Source organism: Bradyrhizobium sp. SZCCHNS3052 (assembly GCF_032484495.1).
GTDB lineage: Bacteria > Pseudomonadota > Alphaproteobacteria > Rhizobiales > Xanthobacteraceae > Bradyrhizobium.
On the sequence record NZ_JAUETB010000002.1, the window covers coordinates 223,632 to 249,972 of the forward strand.

Annotated in this window: 22 protein-coding genes; 10 read left to right on the forward strand and 12 right to left on the reverse strand. The window is 65.3% G+C overall.

What is annotated here, in order from left to right; genetic code table 11:
- Positions 1–64 precede the first annotated feature (64 nt).
- From QX073_RS09275 to QX073_RS09320, 10 genes are all read right to left on the reverse strand, one after another.
- The gene (locus tag QX073_RS09275) at positions 65–3,124 is read right to left on the reverse strand and encodes an autotransporter domain-containing protein (protein WP_316225650.1); all 3,060 of its coding nucleotides are present in this window, start codon (positions 3,122–3,124) and stop codon (positions 65–67) included.
- An 896-nt stretch (positions 3,125–4,020) separates the two neighbouring features.
- Positions 4,021–4,182: a hypothetical protein gene (locus QX073_RS09280; RefSeq protein ID WP_315712919.1), complete on the reverse strand. Its 162-nt coding sequence runs from the start codon at positions 4,180–4,182 to the stop codon at positions 4,021–4,023.
- A 167-nt stretch (positions 4,183–4,349) separates the two neighbouring features.
- On the reverse strand, positions 4,350–5,540 hold the full coding sequence (locus tag QX073_RS09285; protein ID WP_316191404.1) for a CaiB/BaiF CoA-transferase family protein: 1,191 nt from the start codon (positions 5,538–5,540) through the stop codon (positions 4,350–4,352).
- A 136-nt stretch (positions 5,541–5,676) separates the two neighbouring features.
- Positions 5,677–6,897 carry a phenylacetate--CoA ligase family protein gene (locus QX073_RS09290; RefSeq protein ID WP_316225787.1) on the reverse strand — a complete coding sequence of 407 codons (1,221 nt, stop codon included), beginning with the start codon at positions 6,895–6,897 and terminating at the stop codon, positions 5,677–5,679.
- 126 nt (positions 6,898–7,023) lie between these two features.
- Positions 7,024–7,860, reverse strand: coding sequence for an ABC transporter ATP-binding protein (locus QX073_RS09295; RefSeq protein WP_315712917.1), 837 nt, complete (start codon positions 7,858–7,860; stop codon positions 7,024–7,026).
- A gap of 166 nt (positions 7,861–8,026) precedes the next feature.
- A complete protein-coding gene (locus tag QX073_RS09300; RefSeq protein ID WP_315753568.1) occupies positions 8,027–9,313 on the reverse strand; it encodes an ABC transporter substrate-binding protein in 1,287 nt (428 codons plus the stop codon).
- Between the two features lie 58 nt (positions 9,314–9,371).
- Complete coding sequence (locus tag QX073_RS09305) at positions 9,372–10,445, reverse strand: branched-chain amino acid ABC transporter permease (RefSeq protein WP_315712915.1); 1,074 nt, start codon at positions 10,443–10,445, stop codon at positions 9,372–9,374.
- A 3-nt stretch (positions 10,446–10,448) separates the two neighbouring features.
- Positions 10,449–11,342 (reverse strand): branched-chain amino acid ABC transporter permease, encoded by an 894-nt coding sequence (locus QX073_RS09310; RefSeq protein WP_315712914.1) that lies wholly within the window; start codon positions 11,340–11,342, stop codon positions 10,449–10,451.
- 121 nt (positions 11,343–11,463) lie between these two features.
- On the reverse strand, positions 11,464–13,395 hold the full coding sequence (locus tag QX073_RS09315; protein WP_316174085.1) for a long-chain fatty acid--CoA ligase: 1,932 nt from the start codon (positions 13,393–13,395) through the stop codon (positions 11,464–11,466).
- The gene (locus tag QX073_RS09320; protein ID WP_315712912.1) at positions 13,392–14,213 is read right to left on the reverse strand and encodes an ABC transporter ATP-binding protein; all 822 of its coding nucleotides are present in this window, start codon (positions 14,211–14,213) and stop codon (positions 13,392–13,394) included. Before QX073_RS09320 ends, QX073_RS09315 begins: the two co-directional genes overlap by 4 nt.
- Positions 14,214–14,542: 329 nt before the next feature.
- On the opposite strand from QX073_RS09320, the gene QX073_RS09325 reads away from it, so the two are divergent.
- The 3 genes from QX073_RS09325 to QX073_RS09335 all read left to right on the forward strand — a co-directional run bounded on the left by QX073_RS09325 (position 14,543) and on the right by QX073_RS09335 (position 17,369).
- Positions 14,543–15,217 (forward strand): Crp/Fnr family transcriptional regulator, encoded by a 675-nt coding sequence (locus QX073_RS09325; protein ID WP_315753574.1) that lies wholly within the window; start codon positions 14,543–14,545, stop codon positions 15,215–15,217.
- 132 nt (positions 15,218–15,349) lie between these two features.
- The gene (gene gmd / locus QX073_RS09330) at positions 15,350–16,432 is read left to right on the forward strand and encodes a GDP-mannose 4,6-dehydratase (protein ID WP_315768775.1); all 1,083 of its coding nucleotides are present in this window, start codon (positions 15,350–15,352) and stop codon (positions 16,430–16,432) included.
- On the forward strand, positions 16,416–17,369 hold the full coding sequence (locus QX073_RS09335; RefSeq protein ID WP_315753578.1) for a GDP-L-fucose synthase: 954 nt from the start codon (positions 16,416–16,418) through the stop codon (positions 17,367–17,369). The genes gmd and QX073_RS09335 overlap by 17 nt, the downstream gene beginning before the upstream one ends.
- A 130-nt stretch (positions 17,370–17,499) precedes the next feature.
- Here QX073_RS09335 and QX073_RS09340 read toward each other — a convergent pair whose 3' ends face one another.
- Positions 17,500–18,342: a uroporphyrinogen-III synthase gene (locus tag QX073_RS09340; protein WP_315753580.1), complete on the reverse strand. Its 843-nt coding sequence runs from the start codon at positions 18,340–18,342 to the stop codon at positions 17,500–17,502.
- A gap of 155 nt (positions 18,343–18,497) precedes the next feature.
- Here QX073_RS09340 and purU point away from each other — a divergent pair, with 155 nt between their 5' ends.
- Positions 18,498–19,361, forward strand: a complete 864-nt coding sequence (gene purU, locus QX073_RS09345; protein WP_315738990.1) for a formyltetrahydrofolate deformylase — start codon at positions 18,498–18,500, stop codon at positions 19,359–19,361.
- A gap of 15 nt (positions 19,362–19,376) precedes the next feature.
- Here purU and QX073_RS09350 read toward each other — a convergent pair whose 3' ends face one another.
- The gene (locus QX073_RS09350; protein WP_315753582.1) at positions 19,377–19,616 is read right to left on the reverse strand and encodes a hypothetical protein; all 240 of its coding nucleotides are present in this window, start codon (positions 19,614–19,616) and stop codon (positions 19,377–19,379) included.
- Between the two features lie 344 nt (positions 19,617–19,960).
- On the opposite strand from QX073_RS09350, the gene QX073_RS09355 reads away from it, so the two are divergent.
- The 6 genes from QX073_RS09355 (at position 19,961) to QX073_RS09380 (ending at position 26,319) form a co-directional block, all read left to right on the forward strand.
- Complete coding sequence (locus tag QX073_RS09355; RefSeq protein WP_316192901.1) at positions 19,961–21,139, forward strand: ABC transporter substrate-binding protein; 1,179 nt, start codon at positions 19,961–19,963, stop codon at positions 21,137–21,139.
- 239 nt (positions 21,140–21,378) lie between these two features.
- A complete protein-coding gene (locus tag QX073_RS09360) occupies positions 21,379–22,248 on the forward strand; it encodes a branched-chain amino acid ABC transporter permease (protein ID WP_315712905.1) in 870 nt (289 codons plus the stop codon).
- 7 nt (positions 22,249–22,255) lie between these two features.
- Positions 22,256–23,293 carry a branched-chain amino acid ABC transporter permease gene (locus tag QX073_RS09365; RefSeq protein WP_315712904.1) on the forward strand — a complete coding sequence of 346 codons (1,038 nt, stop codon included), beginning with the start codon at positions 22,256–22,258 and terminating at the stop codon, positions 23,291–23,293.
- Positions 23,290–24,036: an ABC transporter ATP-binding protein gene (locus QX073_RS09370; RefSeq protein WP_315712902.1), complete on the forward strand. Its 747-nt coding sequence runs from the start codon at positions 23,290–23,292 to the stop codon at positions 24,034–24,036. Before QX073_RS09365 ends, QX073_RS09370 begins: the two co-directional genes overlap by 4 nt.
- Positions 24,036–24,752 carry an ABC transporter ATP-binding protein gene (locus tag QX073_RS09375; RefSeq protein ID WP_315825106.1) on the forward strand — a complete coding sequence of 239 codons (717 nt, stop codon included), beginning with the start codon at positions 24,036–24,038 and terminating at the stop codon, positions 24,750–24,752. The genes QX073_RS09370 and QX073_RS09375 overlap by 1 nt, the downstream gene beginning before the upstream one ends.
- A gap of 448 nt (positions 24,753–25,200) precedes the next feature.
- Positions 25,201–26,319: a cobalamin-independent methionine synthase II family protein gene (locus QX073_RS09380; RefSeq protein WP_315712900.1), complete on the forward strand. Its 1,119-nt coding sequence runs from the start codon at positions 25,201–25,203 to the stop codon at positions 26,317–26,319.
- Positions 26,320–26,341: the final 22 nt, after the last annotated feature.

The following is a 26,341-nucleotide window of genomic DNA, read 5'->3' on the forward strand; positions in this document are numbered from 1 at the left end:
CGGTTGTCGCTGATCACCCGTGCCCTGCCAGCTGGATGCCTGCGCTCGATCGGCTACGCCGTTCCTACCACGAGTAGCGCACGCTGCCCTTGCCGGCATAGGAACGGGTGACGCTCGAGAACTCGCCTTCGAACGTCGCCATGGCGCTCCAGCCGTTCTGCCAGCTCATCTCGACCGAGGTCGTCGTCAGCGCGGAGTCGCGCGCCTGCGCGGCGCCGTTGACGACGAAGCTTGCGCCCGGCAGCGTCTGGAACGTCGCCGCGACCGAACGATCGGGATTGAAGTCGTGCGCCCAGGCGAGGCGGCCGCGCAAGGTGAGGGCGCCGTCTGCCAGCGCATGGGACTTGTCGGTGCGCAGGCCGAACTCGGTGCGTGTGTCGGTGACGGTCTTGCCGGTGTAGCTCAGCGCGAAGGTCGACGTGCCGGAGATGGCCTGCTCCACATAGGCCGGTAGGCGCAGGCTCGTCACCTGCGCAGCCGCGTAAGGCGTCAGGCCGATGCCGCCGATGGGAGCGACGAAGCGCGTGCCGCCCTCGATGCGGCCGATCCAGGCATTGGCTTGATAGGTCGCGCGCAGCCGGTCGACACCGGAGATGGTGACGGTGCGATCCGCGGTGACGTCCTGCCAGCCATAGGCCAGGGCCGCTCTCAGATAGCTCGGGCCGATATGATGATGCAGATAGGCGCCGGCCTGGAACAGGTCGGAGCGGCCGGAGCCGAGGCCGTTGACGCTGAAGCTGGTGCCGCCGCCGCCGAGCGCGAAGCCCGCAATCGTGCGCGGTGCGATCCGGTAGTCGGCGCCGACGGCGGTGCCGGCGATGCGGCTGGTGGTATCGTTGGAGCCGACGACTGCATTGCCGCTGGTCGTTTGCGAGCCGCCGAAGCCCGCCGCCCAGACATTCCAGCGCTGCGCAAACTCGGCTGGCCTGTCGTCAGTCAGCATCGCGAAAGCATCGGTGCGCTTGCGGGATGTGTCAGCATAGCTGATCGCGCCCCCGCCGCTGGCTTGACGTTGTGCGAAGGGATCGGTCAGCAGGCTGGCGAACTGGCTCATGGCGTTGAACGTGGTCTGTTGCACGCCGGTGGCGCTCTCGCCGGACGCCTGCGTAAGGCCCGCCTGGTTCAACTTGCCGAACACGACGGGAATATCGCCGGTGCGATCGAAGAACGCCGACAGCGTATCGCCGACCGTCTTCTGATTGCCGTTGAGTCCGCCGGGCACGGCGAAGGCGAGGATCAGATCGAGATAGACGTTGTTGGCGTCGTAGCTCAGGCTGGTCTTGAAGCCGGAGGGCAGGTTGGTCTTCACCACCGATCCGAAGCCGCCCGAGATGCCGCCGCTCGTGGTCAGGATGGTGTAGCGCTTGTCGATATAACCGCCGCCGGTGCCGAACACGGCGTTGACGGTGGCGCCGCCGAGGGTGGCCGATCCGGTGACGCTCGCGAATGAGGCCGTGGTCGGATCGAGCTGCACCAGATAGTACGCACCGGACTGGAAGGCGAGATTGCCGACGATGGTCATCGACGAGCCGGCGGTGCCATTGCCCGGCGCCAGCGTGCCGCCGGCATTGATGCCGACCGTCATCGGCGGATCGACGAGACCCGCACCCGTCAGGGTGCCGCCGGCATTCACGGTCACCCCAGAGGTGTTCGTGATCGCACCTTCGACGTCGAGCACGCCGCCGTCGATGGTCGTCGCCCCGGTGTAGCTGCTGGTGCCTGACAAGGTCAGGATGCCTACGCCGACCTTGGTGAGCCCGCCCGTGCCCGAAATCGTCCCGCTGAGTGTCGCGTTGTTGCCGTTGGTATCGAACGTGCCGCCGCCGGCATTGAGGGTCACGGTCCGGCTGGAGCTGAAGCCGGCGAGATATTGCAGCGTGCCGCCACCGAACGACACGCCGCCGGAAGCATCGCCGAGATTGGCATCTGATGACACCGCGAGCGCGCCCTGGTTGATGCTCCACGGCGTAACCTCGGTCGTCGTGCCGGTCAGCGTCCAGGTCGCGGTGCCCGTCTTCACGAAACTCGAGAAGCCCTGGTATTGCGCGGTCGCGCCGATCGTGGAAACGTCGAAGCTGCCGTTCGCGGCGCCGCCGAGCCGGAACGTATCGGTGCCGGTGCCGACGACATTGCCATTGATGATCGAGCTCGCCCAGATCTCCAGCACGTTGCTGCCGCCGGTGAAGCTGATGGCGGCGGGGGCTACGAAAGATCCAAAGCCGTTACCGCGCGAGATCGTGCCGCTGTTGATGATCGCGAGATTGGCGCCGATGACGCCCGCACCGGCCCTTCCAGCCGTGCCGGAGTGACTTGTATCCGTCGCGCCGGCCACGCCTGCGTCGCCGCCGGTGATGGTGCCGGAGTTGATCAGCGTGCCGTCCGCGGCGAAGGCGACGCCGGCGGCACCACTACCACCGTCGCCACTCGCATTCGGTTGGGTGCTGGATGGCGCGTCACCACCATTTCCGCCGCCACCGCCTTTGATGGTGCCGGCGTTGGTCAGCACGACGCTGCTTCCCGTCAGAAAGATACCGTAACCGCCCTGGCCGCCATTGCCACCCCAGCCATTCACGACGACATTTAGCGAGGCAGCCGCGCCGCCATTGCCGCCCTTGCCTCCCGTGATGCTGCTGCCATTGCTGTAGGTGAGCCCGCTGCCATCGACGACCACCCCGTATCCGCCGGCGCCGCCGCCGCCACCGCCGAAATCCCCGGTGGTGGCGCCGCCACGTCCACCATTGCCGCCGGACACCGCTGCGGAGTTGCTCGTGTCCGTGGTTACGACGGCGCCATGTGCGCCACCGCCACCTCCGCCTCCGCTGTGAATCGAGAAGCCGCTTTGACCGCTTAGTCCGTTGGCGCCCGGACCGATCCCGCCGCTGCCACCCGGTGCGGCACCGGTCGAATCGCTGCCGCCGGCCCCGCCGAGTGTGCCGGCGCCGCCACCGCCGCCGCCTCGGGTAGGAATAGGTGCATTGGCGCCGACATTTCCAACGGCCGTGGCCGAGCTGGCACCGCCATTGGCGAAGGTGTCCTGGCTGCTGCCGCCGGCGCCGCCTCTGGTGGCCTGCGCAATGGCTGGCGCCGCCGCAAGCACCGGGGTGACCAGCGCGGCCGCTGACAACCAGCACAACCGCCTCGAGCGCGAGACCGTATGGGGACCGGATCGGTTTGCGATCAGCACGTCAGCCTTTGCATCTTCGCGATTGAATCCATGTCATGCAGGCGCCGTCAGGCGCCTCCAATCGTGCCAGACCGCATATCGCAGCCAAGATCGCCTCGGCGGGTACTGTGATTTTTTGGGTGGATTTCGAGATGGCCTAAGTTCGTCGCTGCCTGTGACCGTCGTGCAACATTCGATACGAACCAGCCTCCGCCTCCGGTTGTGCGTGGTCGTTCCGCAACCGAATGGCGCGCATGCGGCGGGCTTGTGCAGCATGGGCTGTGGCATCAGCGATCCTGCCTCAAACGCTGCGGATAGACCGCGACGAGCACCTGAATTGCCCAGATTCTCCCTGCGCGTCAGCCTCGCGGACCGAGCCGGCCAAACGCGGCGGGTGAACAGGCCACAGGCTGAGGCTCCCACGACCATCGGCATCAGTTGCGAGTTTCTGATTGGGACCATGCCGTAATTGGTTCACGGGTTGTGGTGGATAGGGCTTGGCTGGGGATACCAAAACAATCGTACCGATGTTCGAAGCCGTCCGGCGCTTCTCCAGAGGTTGTGTCTTTGCGATGACAGCATTTTAGGCAGAGCGGTGATAGGCTCCATTCATGGGCAGATATCGTTCTGCTCACGCGCGGTGCCTGATCTCTGGTCATCGCGCCCTGATGTTTCCTCCCGAGACGATCACCTTGCCCGGCGCGTGCGTCGGGCTTTTTTTTGCGTTCGGCGGATCAGAGTTCGCAGCTCATCCCGCCGCCCTCGAAAAGAAAAAGCCTCCGTCCGGCTTTCGGAACGAAGGCTTCGAGCAAAGATGATTCAGGTCAGCGAGCGCGCGGACCCGAGTTAAGTCAGCCTCAGTGGGCCTTCTCCGCAACCGGCATGTGGTACCAGTCGGACTCGTTGTCGAGCATCGTTTCGTCGAACGGCAGAACGCCGACGTGATTCAGAGCGGCCGCGTTGACGTCGCGCACCATGTCCATCGCCGTCAGAAACTCGTTCAATTCCGTCGCGCTCATGGAAGGCTACTCCTCACACGCGCGGGCCGAAGGGGTCCGCGATCAACTGATGCGAAGAGATTAACGCGGTCTCGCTCTGGCCTCAATCCCGCCCAGGTCGAAGTTCCAACGTGGTGACATCTGGGCCACAGCGGCGGGATGCCGCAGCTTGGTCATATTGCACCTGCTCACACGACGCGGTGCAGCCGCAGATCGGCGATCTCGCCATCGGTGAAGCCGAACTCGGAGAGGATCTCCTCGGTCTGCTCGCCGAACTCCGGCGGCCGTGCCGCCATCCGGCTCGGCGTGCGCGACAAGGTGAAGGGCTGCGCCACCAGCGTGATGTCGCGGCCGTCGTCGCTGGCGACCTGCTGCGCCATGCCGAGATGCTTCACCTGCGGGTCCTCGAACATCTGATCGATCGCGTAGATCGGCCCGCAGGGCACGCCGGCGGCATTGAGCTCGGCGACCCATTGCTCGCTCGTCTTCGCCAGCGTGCGCGCATTGATCTCGGCGTTGAGCGCATCGCGGTTCTTGGAGCGCGCCGGCGCGGTCGCGTAGTCCGGATTGTCGATCCATTCGGGCGCGCCGAGCGTCTGGCACAGCCGCTCCCAGATCCGCCCCCCCGTGGCGGCGATGTTGATGTAGCCGTCGGAAGTCTTGAACACGCCGGTCGGAATGCTGGTCGGATGGTTGTTGCCGGCTTGAGGGGCGACCTCCTTCTCCATCAGCCAGCGTGCGGCCTGGAAGTCGAGCATGAAGATCTGCGCCTGCAACAACGACGTCTGCACCCACTGGCCCTCACCGGAGACCTCGCGCTCGAGCAGCGCGGTGAGGATGCCCATCGCGCAGGACAGGCCTGCGGAGAGATCGGCGATCGGGATGCCCGCGCGCATCGGGCCCTCGCCGGGCGCGCCGGTGATCGACATCAGCCCGCCCATGCCCTGCGCGATCTGATCGAAGCCCGGCCGCTTCGCATAGGGGCCGTCCTGGCCGAAACCGGAGATGCTGCCATAGACGATGCGCGGATTGACGTTGCGCACGGCCTCGTAGTCGATGCCGAGCTTGGTCTTCACATCAGGGCGATAGTTCTCGATCACGACATCGGCCCGCTTGGCCAGTCGCATGAACACGTCGACGCCCTTTGGGTCTTTCAAGTTGAGCGTCATCGCGCGCTTGTTGCGATGCAGGTTTTGGAAGTCGGAACCGCGGCGCGGGCCGCCCAGGGCCTCGCCACCATCCTCCATCATGGCGTCGATCTTGATGACGTTGGCGCCCCAATCGGCGAACTGCCGCGCGCAGGTCGGGCCGGCGCGCACCCGCGTCAAATCGAGGACAGTGAAGCGGGACAGGGCTTTGGACGCGCGCGGAAAGGCCATGCGACGAACTCCGAGAGAACGTGACATGGCTGTATAGGAGAGCGCGCGGGAGGCGACAATTGCGTGCGGGTGGTGCGGGCCGCCCCGCTCATGCCGCTGGCGCAGGGCTTCCTGCTACGGGAACAACGCGAGGACTTCACCGCTCGTCGGCGATCACCTTGCCGTCGTTGGGCAGCGTGCCTGGTGCGATCAGCTCGATGCTGCCGCCGAGCTTGGTGATGTTGCGCAGGCTGGCGGCGAGCGCGTCCTGCAGGCCATCTGATGGCGAGGCGCATTCCGCCTTCAGCGTCATCGCATCGGTCTCGTCGGCGCGGGTGACGACCAGGCGGAGGCGGCCGAGCTCCGGGTGGCGCTTGCCGATCTCGGCGACCTGCTCGGGGCGCACGAACATGCCCTTGATCTTGGTCGTCTGGTCGGCGCGGCCCATCCAGCCCTTGATGCGCATGTTGGTGCGGCCGCAGGCGCTGGTGCCGGGCAGGGCGGCGGTGAGGTCGCCGAGGGCAAGGCGAATCCAGGGATGGTGGGGATCGAGCGAGGTGACGACGATCTCGCCGACATCGCCTGGCGCCACCGGATCGCCGGTGCCGGGGCGGACAATCTCCAAGATCAGGTCCTCGTTGACGACCATGCCGTCGCGCGCTGCGGTCTCATAGGCGACGATGCCGAGATCGGCGGTGCCGAACGCCTGATAGGCATCGATGCCGCGCGCCTTCATCTCGGCCTGCAGTGACGGCGGGAACGCCGCGCCCGACACCAGCGCGCGCTTGAGCGAGGACACGTCGCGGCCGGCGCTGGCGGCGCTGTCGAGCAGGATCTTCAGGAAGTCGGGCGTGCCGCTGTAGCCGATCGGGCGATAGGCCTCGATCAGCTCGAACTGCGCCTCGGTGTTGCCCGGGCCAGCCGGGATCACCGCGCAGCCGAGCGCGCGCGCTGAGGCGTCGAAGATGAAGCCGCCTGGCGTGAGGTGATAGCTGAAGGTATTGAGCACGATATCGCCGCTGCGGAAGCCCGAGGCGAACAGGGCGCGGGCGCCGCGCCAGGGATCGCTGTGCGCCGCCTCCGGTTCGAAGATCGGCCCCGGCGACGTGAACAGACGCGAGAACGCGCCGGGCGCCTGCGCGACGAAGCCGCCGAATGGCGGGGCCGCCTTGTGCAGGGCAGGCAGCTCGGATTTGCGCAGCACCGGCAGTTGCGCGAGCGCAGCGCGCGTCGTGATGTCCTGGGGATCGATGTCCTGCAGCAGCGCGGCATAGGCCGGCGCCTTCATCGCCGCGTGCAGCACGTCGGGCAGGCGGCCGAACAGATCCTGCTCGCGGGCTGCGGGATCACGGGTTTCGAGGGCGTCGTAGTGGGTCATCGTACCCAGTCCTTGAATCTTGCGGTCGTCATGCCCGGGCTTGTCCTGGGCATCCACGTCGTTCATCGTTGCGGCTCGTGCGTGGATGGCCGGGTCAAGCCCGGCCATGACGAGGAGAGAGTTCGGCTACAGCCACCGCTTCCGCCGCTTGAAGCTCTTCAGGTTCTTGAAGCTCTTGCGCTGGTCGCCGGCGCCGCCGAGGTAGAATTCCTTGACGTCCTCGTTGTCGCGCAAGCTGTCGGCGGTGCCGTCGAGCACCACCTTTCCCTGTTCCATGATGTAGCCGTGGCTGGCCACCGACAGCGCCGCGCGCGCATTCTGTTCGACCAGCAGGATGGTGACGCCGAGATCCCTGTTGATCTCCTTGATGATCGCGAACACTTCCTTCACCAGCAGCGGCGACAGGCCCATCGACGGCTCATCCATCAGGATCATCTTCGGCCGCGCCATCAGCGCCCGTCCGATCGCCAGCATCTGCTGTTCGCCGCCGGAAAGATAACCCGCAAGGCCGGTGCGTTCCTTCAGCCGCGGGAAATAGTTGAACACCATCTCGATGTCACTGTTGACCTCGCGATCGGATCGCGTGAACGCCCCGAGCTTGAGGTTCTCCAGCGACGTCATGTCGGAGACGATGCGGCGGCCCTCCATGACCTGGAAGATGCCGCGGCGGACGATCTTCTCCGGATCGATGCCGTCGATGCGCGTGCCGTCGAACATGATCTCGCCGCGCGTGACCTCGCCGTCCTCGGTCTTCAACAGGCCGGAGATCGCCTTCAGCGTCGTCGACTTGCCGGCGCCGTTGGCGCCGAGCAGCGCAACGATCGCGCCCTTGGGCACGTCGAGGCTGAGGCCGCGCAGCACCAGGATGACGTCGTCATAGACGACCTCGATGTTGCGGACGGAGAGCAGGGGGGCTGCGCTCGCGGTCGCATTTGCATTGGGCTTATCGAGGGTCTCAACCATATCCGTTCACCTCACTGTCGTCCCCCGCGGTAGGCGGGGGGCCCAGTATTCCAGAGCCGCCGATGCTCGGTGGAGAAGCCGCGGCGTACCGGATCCCCCGCTTTCGCGGGGGATGACGATGGCGTGCGGAGCGGCTGCTGAGTTGATTCAGCGGCCGCCTGGCAACCTACCAACCCGCCCATTCCGCCTTGCGCGGCAGCTCGATGGTCTTGACCTTCTCGAGCTTGATCGTGCCCTTGGCCATGAGATCGTTGAGGTCGCCATCGGTCGGGCCGGTCACCTTGGCGCGATAGAGGTCGACCTTCATCGTGCCGCGGTGATCCTTGTCGGTCCAGGTCGAGGGGCTGCAGACGCCTTCCATCCCTGCGGGCACCCAGTCCTTCTTCTGGTAGAAGCCCTTGGCGACGTTCTCGCCGGTGGCGCCGCCATTCTTCGCAGCCCACTCGATCGCCTCCTTCATGTAGAGCGACGAGCAGACCGCGGCGACATAGTGCACCGGTCGATAGACCTTGCCGGTCGGGTCGGACATCTTGGAGATCTCCTGCACCGTCTTCATGCCCGGCGCATCGCCGCCCCAGGCCACCGAGGTGCGCAGCGGAAAGACGACGCCGTCGGCGGCATCGCCCGCGGTCTTGGCGGCGTTCTCGTCCATGCCCCAGACGTTGGACAGGAATTGGACGTCGACGCCGGCATTCTTGCAGGCCTTCATCACCGAGATGTTGGAGGCCGCGGTGTTGCCCAGATAGGCGTAGTTGGCGCCGGAGCTCTTCAGGCTCAGGCACTGCGCGCTGTAGTCGCCGGGCGCCAGCGCGAACACCAGCGGCGGCAGCACCTCGAAGCCGAGCTCGGTGGCGAGCGCTTCGCCCGCGGCCTTCGGCGCGTTGGGATAGGGATGGTTGGCGCCCATGTGCACGAATTTCGGCTTGCCGGGCTTGCCCTTCGACTTCCAGTCCTCGGCCGCCCAGGTCAGCTCGGCGCGCAGTGCGTCCGAGTAGCTTGGGCCGTAGAAGAAGTTGTACGGCGCGGCCTTGGCCTTGCCGCTGGTGCCTTCAGGGTCGGTCAGCGCGGCGGCGTAGGAGCCGGACATGTCAGGGATCTTGTCGTTGGCGAGGAAGCCGGTCAGCGCCTCGGTGTCCGCGGTGCCCCAGCCCATGATCGCCGCGACCTTGTTGTCCGGGGCCGACCACTTCTTGTACAGCGCGATCGCGCGCGGCACCTGGTAGCCGTAGTCGTTGCTGTCGACCGCGAGCTGCTTGCCGCCGATGCCGCCGTTCTTGTTGACCCAGGCGAAGGTGTCCATCACGGCCTGGCCATAGGGCGTGCCGACGTCGGACGTGCCGCCCGAGAGATCCTGCAGATGTCCGATTGCGATCTGCTGCGCCTGCGCCGTTGAGGCGAAGGCGCCTGCGAGCAGCGCCAGCGCCGCCGAGCCGAGCAATGATTTCATCGTCATAGTGCTTCCTCCTGTGATGCGTTCGGGCCGGATTGTCGCCGGTCCCTGTTGGTTGAGTTCAATGTGAGAACGGATAGAGCTTCCAGTATGTCTTGATCTGGCGCCAGCGATGCGCCAGCCCGTCGGGCTCGAACATCAGGAAGGCGATGATGATCAGGCCGATCGCGATCTCGCGCAAAAAAGTGATGTTGTTGTTGAGCGCGAGCGCCTTGTCGATCGCGCCGCCCTTGAGGTGGTGGCTCAGCCATTCCATCGATTCCGGCAGCAGAACGACGAATGCTGTCCCCATCAGGGTGCCCATGATCGAACCGGTGCCGCCGATGATGATCATGGCGAGAAACAGGATCGAGCGCTCGATGCCAAAGCCTTCCTGCGAGATCACCAGCTGGTAGTGCGCGTAGAGCGCGCCGGCAATGCCGGCGAAGAACGCGGCGAGGCCGAACGACAGCGTCCGGTACTTCGTCAGGTTGATGCCCATGATCTCGGCCGAGAGATAGTGGTCGCGGATTGCGATCAGCGCGCGGCCGTCGCGGGTGCGCATCAGGTTGGTGACCAGGAGGTAGCACACCACGACATAGGCCAGCACGACGTAGAAATATTGCCGGTCGCCGCGCAGCGTATAGCCGAAGATCGAGAACGGATTGGCGGAGGCCGGCACCGAGCCGCCGGAGAACCACTCGGCGCGGGAGAAGAAGTCGAGCAGGATGTATTGCGCGGCGAGGGTGGCGATGACGAGATAGAGACCCTTCAGCCGCGCCGCCGGAAGTCCGAAAATCAGCCCGACGAGTGCTGTGATCACCCCGGCGAGCGGGATCGCGAAGAACACCGGGATCGCGTAGGTGTTGTTGATATAGGCCGAGGTGAAGGCGCCGAGCAGGAAGAAGCCGGCCTGTCCGATCGAGATCTGGCCGGTGAAGCCGACCAGGATGTTGAGGCCTAGTGCGGCGATGGCGAAGATGCCGATCTGGATCGAGACCGACAGCCAGTATTCGGAGAACACCTGCGGCGCGAAGCACAAGAGGATCACGCCGGCGATCGCGAAATTGCGGCTGGTTCTGGTCGGGAAGATCGTGGTGTCGGCCGCGTAGGAGGTGCGGAAGTCGCCGGCGGGTATCGTGGAGCGCGCAACCATGATTCAGATCCGCTCGATGTCTTTGGTGCCGAACAGGCCGTAGGGCTTGATCATCAGGATGATGATCAGCACGTAGAATGGCGCGATCTCGTACAGATTGCCCCAGTGCAGATACTGGCTGTCGACATACTGCGCGATGTTCTCGAGGAGGCCGATGATGATGCCGCCGAGCACGGCGCCACCGACCGAGTCGAGGCCGCCGAGGATCGCCGCCGGAAAAACCTTGATGCCGTAGGCCGACAGGCCGGAGGAGACGCCGTTGACCACGGCGACGACAACACCGGCCACGGCCGAGACCGTTGCCGAGATGGCCCAGGCCATCGCGAACACGTTCTTGACGGAGATGCCGAGCGATTGCGCGACCTGCTGGTTGAAGGCGGTCGCCCGCATCGCGAGGCCATATTTGGAGGCCTTGAAGAACCAAGCCATGCCGAGCATCATCAGGATCGATACCACGAGGCTCATGACGTAGACCGTCTGGATTTGAAGTCCGAACAGGTCGACGGACGTGCTGGCGAACACTGGCGGGAACGGCTGGGGGTTGACGCCGAACATCCATTTCAGCGCCGCCTGGAACACGGTCGACAGGCCGATCGTGACCATGATGACGGAGATGATGGGCTCCCCGATCATCGGACGGAGGATCACGACCTGGATCGCGATGCCGAACGCGAACATGAAGACCAGCGTGAGCGGCATGCCGACCCAGAACGGCACCTGATATTTCGTCAGCAATGCCCAGCACACCCAGGCGCCGATCAGCAGCAGCTCGCCTTGCGCGAAATTGACGACCTGGGTCGCCTTGTAGATCAGCACGAACGACATCGCGACCACGCCATAGAGCGTTCCGACGACGAGGCCGTTGACGAGGAGCTGGATGAGGAAGGCGGTGTTCATGATCGTTCTCACTCGTCACCGCCGGGCTCGACCCGGCGATCCATCGCGAAGGAGATTTTCGGAAGAGGATGGATGCGCGGGTCAAGCCCGCGCATGACGACCTCATGTGGCAGAAGGCGCATCACTCCGCGGCCTCCGCCATGGCGCCATGTCCACCCAGATCCACCACCTTCAGCGTCGTGCGGATGCGCTGGGTGGTGCCGTCCTGGAAGCGGATGACGGTATCGACGGGGATGGCAGGCTTGCCGCCATAGATGCCGTCGATGATATCGGCGTACTTCTCGTTGATGACGCTGCGACGCACCTTGCGCGTACGTGTGAGCTCGCCGTCGTCGGCGTCGAGCTCCTTGTAGAGCAGGAGGAAGCGGGCGATGCGCTGCGCCGGCGGCAGGTGGGCGTTGACGGTCTCGACCTCCTTCTGCAACAGCGCGTAGACCTCGTTGCGCGAGGCGAGATCGGAGTAGGTGGTGAACGCGATGCGGTTCTTCTCCGCCCATTTCGAGATGATCGAGTAGCGGATGCAGATCATCGCGGCGAGATGCTCGCGGCCGGCGCCGAGCACGACGGCCTCGGCAATATACGGCGAGAACTTCAGCTTGTTCTCGATATATTGCGGCGAGAAGCGTTCGCCGCGCGCGGTCTCGGCGAGATCCTTGATGCGGTCGATGACGACGAGCTGCTTCGCCTCGTTGAAATAGCCGGCGTCGCCCGAATGCATCCAGCCGTCCTTGACGTCGGCGGCCGAGGCTTCCGGGGCCTTGTAGTAGCCCAGGAACATGTTCGGATGGCGTACCAGGATCTCGCCGATCCCCTGGCTGTCGGGCTGGTCGATCTTGATCTCGATGTCCTCAGCCATCGGCACGCCCGTCGTGTCCGGATCGACCTTGTCGGCCGGGTGCAGCGTGTAGGCCCCGAGCAGCTCGGTCTGGCCGTAGAGCGTGCGCAAGGGCACGCCCATGGCGCGGAAGAACTTGAACGTGTCGGGCCCGAGCGCGGCGCCGCCGGTGGCGGCCGAGCGCAACCGGGTGAAGCCGAGCCGGTCGCGCAGTGCCCGGAACAGCAGCATGTCGGCAAGGCTCGAATGCTGGCCCCTCTCCAGCGCGGCAAGGCCGGTCGACATGCCCAGATGATACAGCCGCTGCTTCAGCGGCGAGGCGTCCATGACGGCGGCACGGACGTCGGCCGCGATCTGCTCCCACACCCTCGGTGCGAACAGCACGAAGGTCGGCGCGATCTCGCGGAAGTCGTTCATCATCGTATCGGGCTCTTCGACGAAGTTGACCTTCATCCGGCAGAGCAGACCTTTGCCGAGCACATAGACCTGTTCCATGATCCAGGGCAGCGGCAGCACCGAGACGTATTCGTCCTCCGGTCCCTTGGGATCGAAGGCGAGATAGGTGGCGCAATGCTTGAGCACGCGCGCGGCCGAGAGCATCGCGAGCTTTGGATGCGAGGTCGTGCCCGAGGTGGTGCAGAGGATGGCGACGTCGTCGCCGACGGTTGCATCGACCATGCGGTCGTAGAGATCGGGCTCGCGCGCCGCCCGGTTGCGGCCGAGCTCGGCGAGCTTGTCCGCCGGCAGCAGCCTGGGATCGTCATATTTGCGCATGCCGCGCGGATCGGAATAGACGATGTGCTTGAGCGCCGGCACGCGCTCGGCGAGGTTGAGCAGCTTGTCGACCTGCTCCTCATCCTCAGCGAACACCAGTCGCGCCTCGCCGTAATTGAGCAGGTAGGCGGCCTCGTCGTCGAGCACGTCCCGATAGAGCCCGAGGCTCATGGCCCGGATCGCATGCGTCGCGACCTCCGCGGCAACCCAGTCCGGCCGGTTGTCGCCGATGATGCCGATCACGTCGTCCTTGCCGAGGCCGAGCTCCACCATGCCGAGCGCGAAATCGCGCACGCGCGCCTGGTAGTCGGCCCAGGTGAAGGTGCGCCACAGCCCGAGATTCTTCTCGCGCAGCGCGATCTCCGTCCCGTGCTCTTTCGCGTTCAGCCGTAGCAGCTTCGGATAGGTGTCGGCCTGCTTGACGCGACCCGCATAGTCCATCATGCCGCGTCCTCCGCGATGGACGGCGCCTCGTCGGGATCGACCAGCAGTTCGTCCTCCTCGCCGAGATAGGCACGCTTGACGTGAGGATCGGCGAGCACGGCGGCCGGGTCGCCCTCGGCGATCTTGCGGCCGAAATCGAGCACCATGACGCGATGGGAGATGTCCATGACCACGCCCATGTCGTGTTCGATCATCACGACCGTCATGCCGAATTCCTCGTTGAGGTCGACGATGTAGCGCGCCATGTCCTCTTTCTCCTCGAAGTTCATGCCGGCCATCGGCTCGTCGAGGAGGATCAGATGCGGCTCCAGCGCCATGGCGCGCGCCAGTTCGACGCGCTTGCGCAAACCGTAGGAGAGGGTGCCGGCGGGCGCCTTGCGCACCGACTGCAGGTCGAGGAAGTCGATGATCTGCTCGACCTTCTCGCGATGCTTCAGCTCCTCGCGCCGCGCGCCGGTGAGCCAATACAGAGAGCCGGTGAGGAAATTGTTCTTCAGCAGGTGATGGCGCCCGACCATGATATTGTCGAGCACGCTCATGTGGTGGAACAGCGCGAGGTTCTGGAAGGTGCGGCCGATGCCGATGTTGGCGCGCGCGCTCGGTGGCAGGCCGGTGATGTCGCGGCCGCGATGGAACAGGCGGCCCTCGGTCGGCTTGTAGCGGCCGGAGATGCAGTTGACGATCGAGGTCTTGCCGGCGCCGTTCGGGCCGATGATCGAGAACAACTCGCCCTCGCGCACGCCGAAGCTGACGTCGGTCAGGGCTCGCACCCCACCGAAACGCAGCGACACTCCGCGCGCTTCCAACGTATAGTCCAAGTCGTCCTCCCGAACTGTCTTCGGCGCTTGGCGCGCTCTTCAAGGCATCGTGTCGCGCGACGTTGAGTTCGTCGCATTGGGTGCAATCCTATCCCGGGCATCGGTTCCGCGCCATCCGACGAATGACGGGCCACCCGGGCGGGCGCATTTTGCCGCATCTCGATGCGCCTCGTCCGTGTCCAGAGGCGCGAGTCGAAGACGGTGGTCCTCGATAGGGGAAAGCGCTATCAGGAATTGTCTTGCGCCTGACAATTCCCAGGCAATATTCACTGCAGGATTGTTGCGATGCAATATGGTCGCCGCGAGCTTCGACGAGACGAGATGCCGGCTTGATCTCTCCCGATACCCTTCTGCGCATCGCGCCCTGGTCCCGCCATCTGAAGCCCGAGGAAATCGACACGGCTGCGGCCGGCATCGTCGAGCGGTCGTTTGCGGCCAACGAGCACATCTTCCTTCGCGGCGATCAATTCGACTACTGGACCGGGATCGTCACCGGTCTCGCGCGGATGAGCACGGTGTCGCGCGGCGGCAAGGCGACGACATTCGCCGGCATGTCGGCGGGCGCCTGGTTCGGCGAGGGCAGCGTGCTGAAGAACGAGCTGCGCCGCTATGACGTCGTGGCGCTGCGCGATACGCGCGTCGCGCTGATGGAGCGGCCGACCTTCATGCGGCTGTTCGAGAACAGCGTCGGCTTCAACCGCTTCCTCGTCACCCAGCTCAACGAGCGGCTCGGCCAGTTCATTGGCCTCGTCGAGGTCGGCCGCACGCTGGATGCGACGGCGCGGCTCGCCCGCAGCATTGCCTCGCTGTTCAATCCGATCCTCTACCCGAATACGACCCGCCATCTGGAGATCACCCAGGAGGAGATCGGCGCGCTGTCGGGCCTGTCGCGGCAGAACGCCAATCAGTGTCTCAAGACGCTGGAGCGCGAGGGCCTGCTGCGGGTGGAGTATGGCGGGGTGACGGTGCTCGATCTCGACCGCCTGCGCTGCTACGGGGATTAGGTCCTGCTTTTCGTTGCGCCGATACGGGATTGATCCAACGCCTGTTTTCCGTTGAGCTTGACCGGCGGCTTCGGCTGTGGACTGCTCGCCGGGAACTTCGGCCCGAGGGGGCGCGACGGTGTTGGAGTGAGCATGGCGGGGAAGGATTGCAGCGGCCGCGTGGCGCTGATCACGGGCGTCACGGGCCAGGACGGCGCGTATCTGGCCGAATATCTGCTCGGTCTCGGCTACACCGTGCACGGGATCAAGCGGCGGTCATCGTCCTTCAATACCGCGCGGATCGACCATCTCTACCAGGATCCGCACGAAGGCAACGTGCCGTTCCTGCTGCACTACGGCGACATGACCGATTCCACCAACCTGATCCGGCTGGTGCAGCAGATCCGCCCCGACGAGATCTACAATCTCGCCGCCCAGAGCCACGTCGGCGTCAGCTTCGAGAGTCCGGAATACACCGCCAATGCCGACGCGCTCGGGGTCCTGCGCTTGTTGGAAGCCATTCGCATTCTCGGCATGGAGAAGCAGACGCGCTTCTACCAGGCCTCGACCTCGGAGCTGTACGGCCTGGTGCAGGAGATCCCGCAACGGGAGACCACGCCGTTCTATCCGCGCTCGCCCTATGGCTGCGCCAAGCTCTACGGCTACTGGATCACGGTGAACTATCGCGAGGCCTACGGGATGTTCGCCTGCAACGGCATCCTGTTCAACCACGAGAGCCCGATCCGTGGCGAGACCTTCGTGACCCGCAAGATCACCCGCGGCGTCGCCCGCATCGAAACCGGCCTGGAGGAGACGATCTATCTCGGCAATCTCGAGGCCAAACGCGACTGGGGCCATGCGCGCGACTATGTCGAGGGCATGCATCGCATCCTGCAGGCCGATACGCCCGACGATTTCGTGCTGGCGACCGGTGAGACCCATTCGGTGCGCGAACTGGTCGAACTCGCCTTCGCCGAGGTCGGTCGCCGCATCGAATGGCGCGGCGAGGGGGTCGAGGAGACCGGGATCGACGCCAAGTCCGGCAAGGCGGTGGTGCGGATCGACCCGACCTATTTCCGACCGACCGAGGTCGACCTCTTGATCGGCGATTGCAGCAAGGCGCGCGACAAGCTCGGATGGAAACCAAGGACGAGCTTCGCCCAACTGGTCAAGGAGATGGTCGCCAGCGATCTGTGCGCCGCGCGGCGGGAGGCGAGCAGTGGCCACGCCGTTTGATCTCCGCGGCAAGCGTGTCTTCGTCGCCGGCCATCGCGGGATGGTCGGCAGCGCGCTGGTGCGGCGGTTGGCGAGCGAAGGCGTCGAGTTGCTCACGGTGCCGCGTGGCGAGGTCGATCTGCGCGACCAGGCGGCGGTGTTCGCATGGTTCGCGCGCGCCAGGCCGCAGGTCGTGTTCCTTGCTGCGGCGAAGGTCGGCGGCATCGTCGCCAACAACACGCTGCGCGCCGAGTTCATCTACGACAACATTGCCATTGCTGCCAATGTCATCCACGCCGCGCATGTGAATGGCGCCGAGAAGCTGATGTTTCTCGGTTCCTCCTGCATCTATCCGAAGCTTGCCGCGCAGCCACTGCGCGAGGACGCCATGCTGACCGGGCCGCTGGAGCCGACCAACGAGCCCTATGCGATCGCCAAGATCGCCGGCATCAAGATGGTCGAGGCCTATCGCAGCCAGTACGGCGCCGACTTCATCAACGTGATGCCGACCAATCTCTACGGTCCCGGCGACAACTACCATCCTGAATACAGCCACGTCGTCGCGGCGCTGATCCGCCGTTTCCACGAGGCCCGGCTCGCCGATGCGCCCGAGGTGGTCGTCTGGGGCACGGGAACGCCGCGGCGCGAATTCCTCTATGTCGACGACATGGCGGATGCCTGCGTGCACCTGATGAAGACCTATTCCGACGCCGGGCTGGTCAACATCGGCACCGGCGAGGACATCACGATTGCCGATTTCGCCCGTGTGGTCGCGGCAACGGTCGGCTATCAGGGACGGATCAGCTTCGACACCTCGCGGCCAGACGGCACGCCGCGCAAGCTGCTCGACGTGTCGCGCCTCGCCGCGCTCGGCTGGCGCGCGACGACGTCGCTGAAGGACGGCATCGCGCGCGCGTATCAAGCGTTCCTGCAGGAGAGGGGGCACGCGCAAGCGTAACCCTCCGCTGTCGTCCCGGCCTTGAGCCGCGACCCATAACCACCGAATGCTGTGAGACGCGCGGAATGTGCCGTTTGCCCATGTCAGACATCACGCGGTACGGGTCCCGGCGTTCGCCGGGACGACACCATTAGTTTGGTGAAGCGCGTGGCACTTTCACGCCCAGCGCCGTGGCCATCGCCGAAATCAGCGGCTTCATGAAATAGGCCTCGCCCGCCGGCGTGATCGACGGCGCCAGCCCATGCGCAGCCAGCTCCTCCGTCACCACGGGCCCGACCGAGGCGATCTGCGTGCGTGCCAGCCCCTCGCGCAGGCGTGCCTCGACGCCGTGCGCCCTGGCCACGTCGAACAGCCGCCGCGGCTGGCCGGAGCTCGTCAGCGCGATCGCATCGACCTTGCCGGCGATCATCTCGTCGATCGCGGTGAGGATGTTCGCATCCGCCGCCTTGGCGTCATAGACGTAGGGCAGCACGGGATCGACCTCGGCGCCCGCGGCCTTGATGGCGCCGATCAGTGCCGAATGGTCCTTGTCGGGATAGAGCTGCAGGCCGAGCCGATGACCCTGGAGATCGTAGCGCGACAGCAGCTCAGCCACGCCTTCGGATGTCGGCTTCTCGGTCGTGACCTGCGGCTCGAGCCCGAGCTCGCGCAAAGCGCGACCCGGCTTCGGGCCACGGGTGAACTTGCGTGTTTTGCCGAGCGCGGCGATGAACTCCGCTTGGAGGCCGATCCGGCGCACCACGGTCATCAGCCGCCGCAGGCCTTCGCCGGTCATCAGCACCACGTCATCGAACGGCCGCTCGATGCAGCGGCGGATCCAGGCCTCGATCGGCACCGGGTCCGGCGCATCCTCGATCGTGAACATCGGACATTGCAGCACGTCGGCGCCCTGCTCGGCGAGCAGTCGCGAGAACTGCGCCTCCTCGCGGGTTTCCAGGATCAGGATGCGGTTGCCGGTCAGCCTGTCAGCCATGGCGATGCTCGAAGTTTGAGAGTTGATGTTTTGTTCATCCTGCCCCCGCGCCGGGCGTTGGCGCAAGCGCGCGGAGGGTGGTAGAGCAGGGCCCGAACGGGCGCCAAGCCTGCCGCATCATTCCCCTCATATCATCCGCCCGGTACGTCATCGCCATGTCCGACCACCAATATGTCCTGACCCTGTCCTGCCCGGATCGTCCCGGGATCGTCTCGGCCGTTTCGACCTTCCTCGCCCACAATGGCCAGAACATTCTCGATGCCCAGCAGTTCGGCGACTTCGAGACGGGTCACTTCTTCATGCGGGTGGTGTTCACGGCCGCCGATCTCGCCGTCAACCTGCCGGCGCTGCAGACCGGCTTCGCCGCGATCGCCGAGCGCTTTGCGATGGACTGGCAGATGCGCGACCGCGCCGGGCAGCGCCGGGTGATGCTGCTGGTGTCGAAGTTCGACCATTGTCTGGTCGACATCCTCTATCGCTGGCGCACCCGCGACCTCGCGATGATTCCGACCGCCATCGTCTCCAACCATCCGCGCGAGACCTATGCCGGGCTCGATTTCGGCGACATCCCGTTCCACCACATGCCGGTGACCAAGGACACCAAGCGCGACCAGGAACAGGCGATCCTGAAGCTGGTCGATGAGACGAAGACCGATCTCGTCGTGCTGGCGCGCTATATGCAGATCCTGTCGGACGAGATGTCGGCGAGCTTGTCGGGCCGCTGCATCAACATCCATCATTCGTTCCTGCCGGGCTTCAAGGGCGCAAAACCCTATCACCAGGCCTATGAGCGCGGCGTCAAGCTGATCGGCGCCACAGCTCATTACGTGACCCGGGATCTCGACGAGGGTCCGATCATCGACCAGGATGTCGAGCGCATCAGCCATCGCGACACGCCGGAGGACCTCGTGCGCAAGGGCCGCGACATCGAGCGGCGCGTGCTGGCGCGGGCGATCCGTTATCACCTCGAGGATCGCGTCATCCTCAACGGGCGCAAGACCGTCGTCTTCATGGATTGATGTCGCGACCGCCCGTCAGCGGCCGGGGACGGTCGCCTGCGCGTTGGCGTTCGACTGCGTCTCCTTGTCGCGTTCGGCGGCCGGCATCTGCCGCTGCCGCTCGCGCTCCTGCATGAAACGGTCGTATTCCGGGGTTCCTGGACGGGGCGGCGCACCGGCCGGCAGGCCGCCGGCCCATTGCGGCATCAGGTCGCCCATCCCCGCGCCGACCTTCTCATTGATCGACGAGCAGCCGGCGAGGATCGGCCCAGCCATGGCCAGAAGCATCATCGCGGCCGGAAACAGTCTGGTCCGGTGGGGGTGTCTGGCCGGCATTGACGGGGGACCTTTCGTGCTGCGGGAGATCCGCGGCCCGGACCCTAACGACTTGCCATCAATTGGCAAAATTTGGCCGTTCGATGATTGGGGTATTAATATACCTATCACGGATTGGTGGTCCGTTGCGGAAACCTACCGTTCACGAAGCCTCCCATGATCGCCATTGACAACGGGGTCCCGAGTCCGCAGCGATGCGCCCGCGATATCGCGAACGAGATCGCACGGTTAAGACAACAATGGCCGGGGGCTGCGGTCCTGATCCGACCAGGGAGGTAGTTTCAATGTTCGTGCGAAACAAGACACTGACGCTCGCCAGTGCGGCTCTTGCCGCGGCTGCGCTCGCGTCGGGTGCGGCGCGGGCCGAAGACGTGTTCAAGATCGGCCTGATCGTGCCGATGACCGGCGGCCAGGCGTCGACCGGCAAGCAGATCGACAATGCGATCAAGCTGTACATGCAGCAGAACGGCGACACCGTCGCCGGCAAGAAGATCCAGGTCATCCTCAAGGACGACGCGGCGCTGCCCGACAACACCAAGCGTCTGGCGCAGGAGCTGATCGTCAACGACAAGGTCAACGTGATCGCCGGCTTTGGCGTGACGCCGGCGGCCTTCGCCGCCGCGCCGCTCGCCACCCAGGGCAAGATCCCGGAAGTCGTCATGGCGGCCGGCACCTCCATCATCACCGAGAAGTCGCCCTACATCGTCCGCACCAGCTTCACGCTGCCGCAGTCCTCCACCATCATCGGCGACTGGGCGGTCAAGAACGGCATCAAGAAGGTCGCCACGCTGACCTCGGACTACGCGCCCGGCAACGACGCGCTGGCCTCGTTCAAGGAGCATTTCACCGCTGGCGGTGGCGAGATCGTCGAGGAAATCAAGGTTCCGCTGGCGAACCCCGACTTCGCTCCCTTCCTGCAGCGCATGAAGGACGCCAAGCCGGACGCCATGTTCGTGTTCGTGCCGGCCGGCCAGGGCGGCAACTTCATGAAACAATATGCCGAGCGCGGCCTCGACAAGAGCGGCATCAAGGTGATCGGACCGGGTGACGTCACCGACGACGACCTGCTCAACGACATGGGCGACGCCGTGCTCGGCGCCGTCACCGCGCACATCTATTCGGCGGCGCATCCGTCGGCGAAGAACAAGGAGTTCGTCGCGGCCTACAAGAAGGCGTTCAACAGCCGTCCAGGCTTCATGGCGGTCGGCGGCTATGACGGCATCCATCTGATCTACGAGGCGCTGAAGAAGACCGGTGGCAAGACCGACGGCGATTCCCTGATTGCTGCGATGAAGGGCATGGCGTGGGAGAGCCCGCGCGGTCCCATCTCGATCGATCCGGAGACGCGCGACATCGTTCAGAACGTCTACATCCGCAAGGTCGAGAAGGTCGACGGCGAGCTCTACAACGTCGAATTCCAGACCTTCGAGGCCGTCAAGGATCCGGGCAAGGCGAAGAAGTGACGCGATAGGCGTCATCGAGGGACGCGCAAGGACCGTGCGCTCCCTCCCCCGCCCGCGGGGGAGGGCTGGGGAGGGGGCACCCCACGGCACACGCGTCATGTGGAGAGATTTCCCCCACCCGGATCACATCGTTCCGATGCGATCCGACCTCCCCCGCAAGCGGGAGAGGCGCAGACCGAGCAAGCGTTGTATGCATGCCCTTCGGATGAAGGGATGACCGGGGACTGAAACTAGACTCCATGACCGCCATCCTCACCAACCTGTTCGACGGCGTCGCCTACGGCATGCTGCTGTTCGTGCTGGCCTGCGGGCTCGCCGTGACGCTCGGCCTGATGAACTTCGTCAACCTCGCCCATGGCGCCTTCGCCATGGCCGGCGGCTATGTCTGCGCCGTGCTCGTCAACCGGATGGGATGGCCGTTCTTCGCGGCGCTGCCGCTGGCCTTCGTCGCGAGCGCCATGATCGGCGCGCTGCTGGAGCGGACGCTCTATCAGCATCTCTATGCGCGCAGCCATCTCGACCAGGTGCTGTTCTCGATCGGGCTCGTCTTCATGACGGTGGCCGCGGTCGACTACATCATGGGCTCCTCGCGAATCTTCATCAATCTGCCCGACGTGCTGCAGGGCCAGTTCGACGTCTTCGGCGTCGGCATCGGCCGCTATCGGCTGATGATCATCGTGATCTGCGGGCTGCTCACGGTGGGGCTGCAGCTGGTGCTCTCCAAGACCCGGTTCGGCAGCCGACTGCGCGCCGCCGTCGATGATCCCCGCGCGGCGAGCGGCCTCGGCATCAACGTGCCGCAGGTGTTCGCCTTCACCTTCGCGTTCGGCTGCGGGCTCGCTGGCCTGGGCGGCGCGCTCAGCGCCGAGATCCTCGGCCTCGATCCGTACTTCCCGCTGAAGTTCATGATCTACTTCCTGATCGTGGTCACCGTGGGCGGCTCGTCCTCGATCACCGGGCCGTTCCTGGCCTCGCTGCTGCTCGGCATCGGCGACGTCGCCGGCAAATACTACGTGCCGAAGCTCGGCCCCTTCGTCATCTACACCATCATGATCGTGATCCTGATCTGGCGTCCGAACGGCCTGTTCGGTCGCACGGCGACGCGGTGAGGATCGCATGACCACGAACGCACAAGCCGAGGTCGGATTTCACGCCAGGCAGCATGGCCGCTGGCACTGGAGCGAGTTCGCCTTCTGGATCGTCGTGCTGGCGGTCGGACTGGCGTTTCCCTCGCGCTACCTGATCATGACCGAGATCCTGCGGCTGGCGCTGTTCGCGCTCTCGCTCGACCTGATCCTCGGCTATGCCGGCATCGTCTCGCTCGGCCACGCCGCCTTCTTCGGCGTCGGAGCCTATTGCGCGGGCCTGCTCTCGGTGCACGGCATCATCAACGAGCCGGTGCTGGCGCTGATCGTGGCCGGCCTCGCCGCCACCGTGCTTGGCTTCGCCACCAGCTTCCTGGTCATCCGCGGCGTCGACCTGACGCGGCTGATGGTGACGCTCGGCATCGCGCTGTTGATGGAGGCGCTGGCGGAGCGCTTCTCCAACATCACCGGCGGTACCGACGGTCTCCAGGGCATCGACATCCAGCCGATCTTCGGCGTGTTCGCCTTCGACATGTTCGGCAGGACCGGCTTCTTCTATTCGCTTGCGGTGCTGTTCGTGCTGTTCCTGTTGGCGCGGACCATCGTCCACTCGCCGTTCGGCCTGTCGCTGCGCGCGATCAAGAACAATCCTTTGCGCGCCGCCGCCGTCGGCATTCCCGTCAACAAGCGCCTGATCGCGATCTACACCGTCGCGGCGTTCTATGCCGGCATTGCGGGGGCACTGTTCACCCAGACCACGGCGCTCGCCTCGCTCGACGTGTTCGCGTTCGAGCGCTCTGCTGATCTGGTGCTGATGCTGGTCATCGGCGGCTCCGGCTATCTCTATGGCGGGCTGATCGGCGCCGCCGTGTTCCGGATGTTGCAGGAACTGTTCCAGTGGATCACGCCGCAGTACTGGATGTTCTGGATCGGCCTGGTGCTGGTCGTCATCGTGCTGGTCGGCCGCCACCGCATCCACGCCTATGCGCTGTGGTTGCCCAACCTCGTCCTGCGCCAGATCGCCGGCCGCAAGGCCGCGGTGGCCCTCACCGATAACGAGGCGCCATGACCTACGCATTGGAAACCCGCGGCCTCGACAAGCATTTCGGCGGCCTTCACGTCACCCGCGATCTGTCGCTGCAGATCGCGCCCGGCGCGCGCCACGCGCTGATCGGTCCGAACGGCGCCGGCAAGACCACGGTCATCAATCAGCTCACCGGCGTGCTGGAGCCGAGCGCCGGCCGCATCCTGCTCGAAGGCCAGGACATCACCGATCTGCCGGTGCACAAGCGCGTGCTGCGCGGCCTGTCGCGCACCTTCCAGATCAACCAGCTGTATCCCGACCTGACGCCGTTGGAGACCATCGGGCTTGCGGTCTCCGAGCGGCTCGGCGGCGGCGGCAATTGGTGGCGGCGCATGGGCACGCGCGACGACATCAATGCCGAGATCGCCGAGACGCTCGAGCGCTTCCGGCTGCTCGACGTGATGAACGACCGCACCTCGACCTTGCCCTATGGCAAGCAGCGCCTGCTGGAGATCGCGGTCGCGATCGCCGCGCGCCCGCGCGTGCTGCTGCTCGACGAGCCCGCCGCCGGCGTGCCCGAGGGCGAGCGCAAGGACATCCTCGCCGCCGTCGCCGCGCTGCCGCGCGACGTCACGGTGCTGCTGATCGAGCACGACATGGACCTCGTCTTCTCCTTTGCCGACCGCATCTCGGTCCTGGTCTCCGGCGCTCTGCTGGTTGAAGGCACGCCCGACGAGGTTGCGCGTGATCCGCAGGTCAAGGCGGTCTACCTCGGCGAGGCTGCGTGATGACCGATCTGCTCGCGATTGAAAATCTTCGCGCCGGCTACGGCCAGGCGGTCGTGCTGCCGAACATGTCGCTCAAGCTGCCCGAGGGCCAGGTGCTGGCGCTGCTCGGCCGCAACGGCACTGGCAAGACCACGTTGATCAACTCCATCGTCGGCGTCACCCGCCGCTTCTCCGGCAAGCTTGCGCTCGCCGGCACCGACATCACGGCTCTTCGCGCCGACCAGCGCGCCCGCGCCGGCATCGGCTGGGTGCCGCAGGAGCGCAACATCTTCCGCTCGCTCACGGTGGAGGAGAACATGACGGCGGTGGCGCAGCCGGGACCCTGGTCGATCGAGCGCGTCTACCAGATGTTTCCGCGGCTCAAGGAGCGACGCAACAATTTCGGCAATCAGCTCTCCGGCGGCGAGCAGCAGATGCTGGCGATCGGCCGCGCGCTCACCCTGAATCCCAAGGTGCTGCTGCTCGACGAGCCGACCGAGGGCCTCGCGCCGATCATCGTCGAGGAGCTGCTGGCCGCGATCGGCACCATCAGCCGCGCCGGCGGCCTGTGCTCCGTGATCGTCGAGCAGCACGCGCAGAAGCTGCTCGCGCTGGCTGACCGCGTCGTCATCCTGGAGCGTGGCACCATCGTGCATGACGCGCCGTCGAGCGCCTTGAAGGCCGATCCGGCGCCATTGGAGCGGCACCTCGGCGTCGCGAGCGCGGCCGCGCATTGACCTGATCGTCGGGCTTGAACGCTACGGGGCGAAGCGTCATCCTTGGTTGCAGGGACGGTGTGGCTCGCGCAGTCAGCGTGAAGGCCATGCCGGAAGATCCGGCGGTATGGTGCGGCCGCCGTGGACACCGGTATGCAGGATCCGGTCGTTACAGCAGGAAGGCTGGCCAGCGCCGTTGTCGCGATGGCACTTCACCTGGAGGCGGATTTGATGGGTTCACCTCAGGATGCCCCATTGAACGAGGTCAGGGTAGGTCAGCCCATTGCACGGGCCATGGATTGCGCCATGCCCCTCCACGATCTCTCCTCGATAGAATTGTATACCGACCGGATACGGGGTAGGGGATGGACCCAGTCCATCACGCTTTGCCCAGGTAACCAGCCAGGACAGATCGCAGCCGGTCCAACAACCCTATCCAACGAATCGACGCCTTCCAAGGAGTGAGCACATGCAACGCACCAAGCCCCCATTCCGCGCCGACGAAGTCGGCAGCCTCTTGCGGCCGCAGAAGATCAAGGAAGCCCGCGCCAAGCTCGAGAAGGGCGAGATCTCGGCCGACGATCTCCGAAAGATCGAGGACATGGAGATTGAGAAGGTCGTGCATCGCCAGGCCTCGACCGGTCTCAAGCTCGCCACCGACGGAGAGTTCCGTCGCTCCTGGTGGCACTTCGACTTTCTCGCCAAGCTGACCGGATGCGAGCTGTTTCACCCGGACACCGGCATCCAGTTCACCGGCGTGCAGACCCGTCATGACGCGGTGCGCGTGATCGGCAAGCTCGACTTCCCGGATAGTCATCCGATGCTCGACCACTTCCGCTTCCTCAAGAAGCACGCCGACACCGCGCATGTCACGGCGAAGATGACGATCCCGTCACCGGCGGTGCTGCACTTCCGTGGCGGCCGCAAGTCGATCTCCAAGGACGTCTATCCCGATCTCGACGCCTTCTACGAGGATCTCGGCAAGACCTATCGCAAGGCCGTGAAGGCCTTCTACGACGCCGGCTGCCGCTACCTGCAGTTCGACGATACGGTCTGGGCTTATCTGTGCTCGCAGGACGAGCTCAAGAAGGCGCGCGAGCGCGGCGACAATCCCGACGGTCTGCAGCAGATCTATTCGCGCATCATCAACTACGCGATCGCCGAGCGGCCCGCCGACATGACGATCACCACGCATGTCTGCCGCGGCAATTTCCGTTCGACCTGGATTTCCTCGGGCGGCTACGAGCCGGTCGCCGAGACCATGCTCGCCAATACCAATTACGACGGCTATTTCCTGGAGTATGACAGCGAGCGCGCTGGCGGCTTCGAGCCGCTGCGCTTCCTGCCCAAGGGCAACAAGGTCGTCGTCGTCGGTCTCGTGACCTCGAAGGTCGGCGAGCTCGAGAAGAAGGACGACATCAAGCGCCGCCTGGAAGAGGCCTCGAAGTTCGCCCCGCTCGACCAGCTCGCGCTGTCGCCGCAATGCGGCTTCGCCTCGACCGAGGAAGGCAACATCCTCTCCGAGGAAGAGCAGTGGGCCAAGCTGCGCCTCTGCGTCGAGCTTGCCGAGGAGATCTGGGGGAAGTAAGCGCGCCGTGAACACTGCACGC

Coding starts and splice junctions, on each gene's coding strand:
- QX073_RS09310 (WP_315712914.1), bottom strand. CDS start 11,342: ATGAACACCGCCTTCCTCATCCAGCTCCTCGTCAACGGCCTCGTCGTC.
- QX073_RS09305 (WP_315712915.1), bottom strand. CDS start 10,445: ATGGTTGCGCGCTCCACGATACCCGCCGGCGACTTCCGCACCTCCTAC.
- QX073_RS09375 (WP_315825106.1), top strand. CDS start 24,036: ATGACCGATCTGCTCGCGATTGAAAATCTTCGCGCCGGCTACGGCCAG.
- QX073_RS09280 (WP_315712919.1), bottom strand. CDS start 4,182: ATGAGCGCGACGGAATTGAACGAGTTTCTGACGGCGATGGACATGGTG.
- QX073_RS09290 (WP_316225787.1), bottom strand. CDS start 6,897: ATGACCCACTACGACGCCCTCGAAACCCGTGATCCCGCAGCCCGCGAG.
- QX073_RS09340 (WP_315753580.1), bottom strand. CDS start 18,342: ATGGCTGACAGGCTGACCGGCAACCGCATCCTGATCCTGGAAACCCGC.
- QX073_RS09360 (WP_315712905.1), top strand. CDS start 21,379: ATGACCGCCATCCTCACCAACCTGTTCGACGGCGTCGCCTACGGCATG.
- QX073_RS09370 (WP_315712902.1), top strand. CDS start 23,290: ATGACCTACGCATTGGAAACCCGCGGCCTCGACAAGCATTTCGGCGGC.
- QX073_RS09355 (WP_316192901.1), top strand. CDS start 19,961: ATGTTCGTGCGAAACAAGACACTGACGCTCGCCAGTGCGGCTCTTGCC.
- QX073_RS09300 (WP_315753568.1), bottom strand. CDS start 9,313: ATGACGATGAAATCATTGCTCGGCTCGGCGGCGCTGGCGCTGCTCGCA.
- QX073_RS09365 (WP_315712904.1), top strand. CDS start 22,256: ATGACCACGAACGCACAAGCCGAGGTCGGATTTCACGCCAGGCAGCAT.
- purU (WP_315738990.1), top strand. CDS start 18,498: ATGTCCGACCACCAATATGTCCTGACCCTGTCCTGCCCGGATCGTCCC.
- QX073_RS09350 (WP_315753582.1), bottom strand. CDS start 19,616: ATGGCTGGGCCGATCCTCGCCGGCTGCTCGTCGATCAATGAGAAGGTC.
- QX073_RS09380 (WP_315712900.1), top strand. CDS start 25,201: ATGCAACGCACCAAGCCCCCATTCCGCGCCGACGAAGTCGGCAGCCTC.
- gmd (WP_315768775.1), top strand. CDS start 15,350: ATGGCGGGGAAGGATTGCAGCGGCCGCGTGGCGCTGATCACGGGCGTC.
- QX073_RS09295 (WP_315712917.1), bottom strand. CDS start 7,860: ATGGTTGAGACCCTCGATAAGCCCAATGCAAATGCGACCGCGAGCGCA.
- QX073_RS09315 (WP_316174085.1), bottom strand. CDS start 13,395: ATGATGGACTATGCGGGTCGCGTCAAGCAGGCCGACACCTATCCGAAG.
- QX073_RS09285 (WP_316191404.1), bottom strand. CDS start 5,540: ATGGCCTTTCCGCGCGCGTCCAAAGCCCTGTCCCGCTTCACTGTCCTC.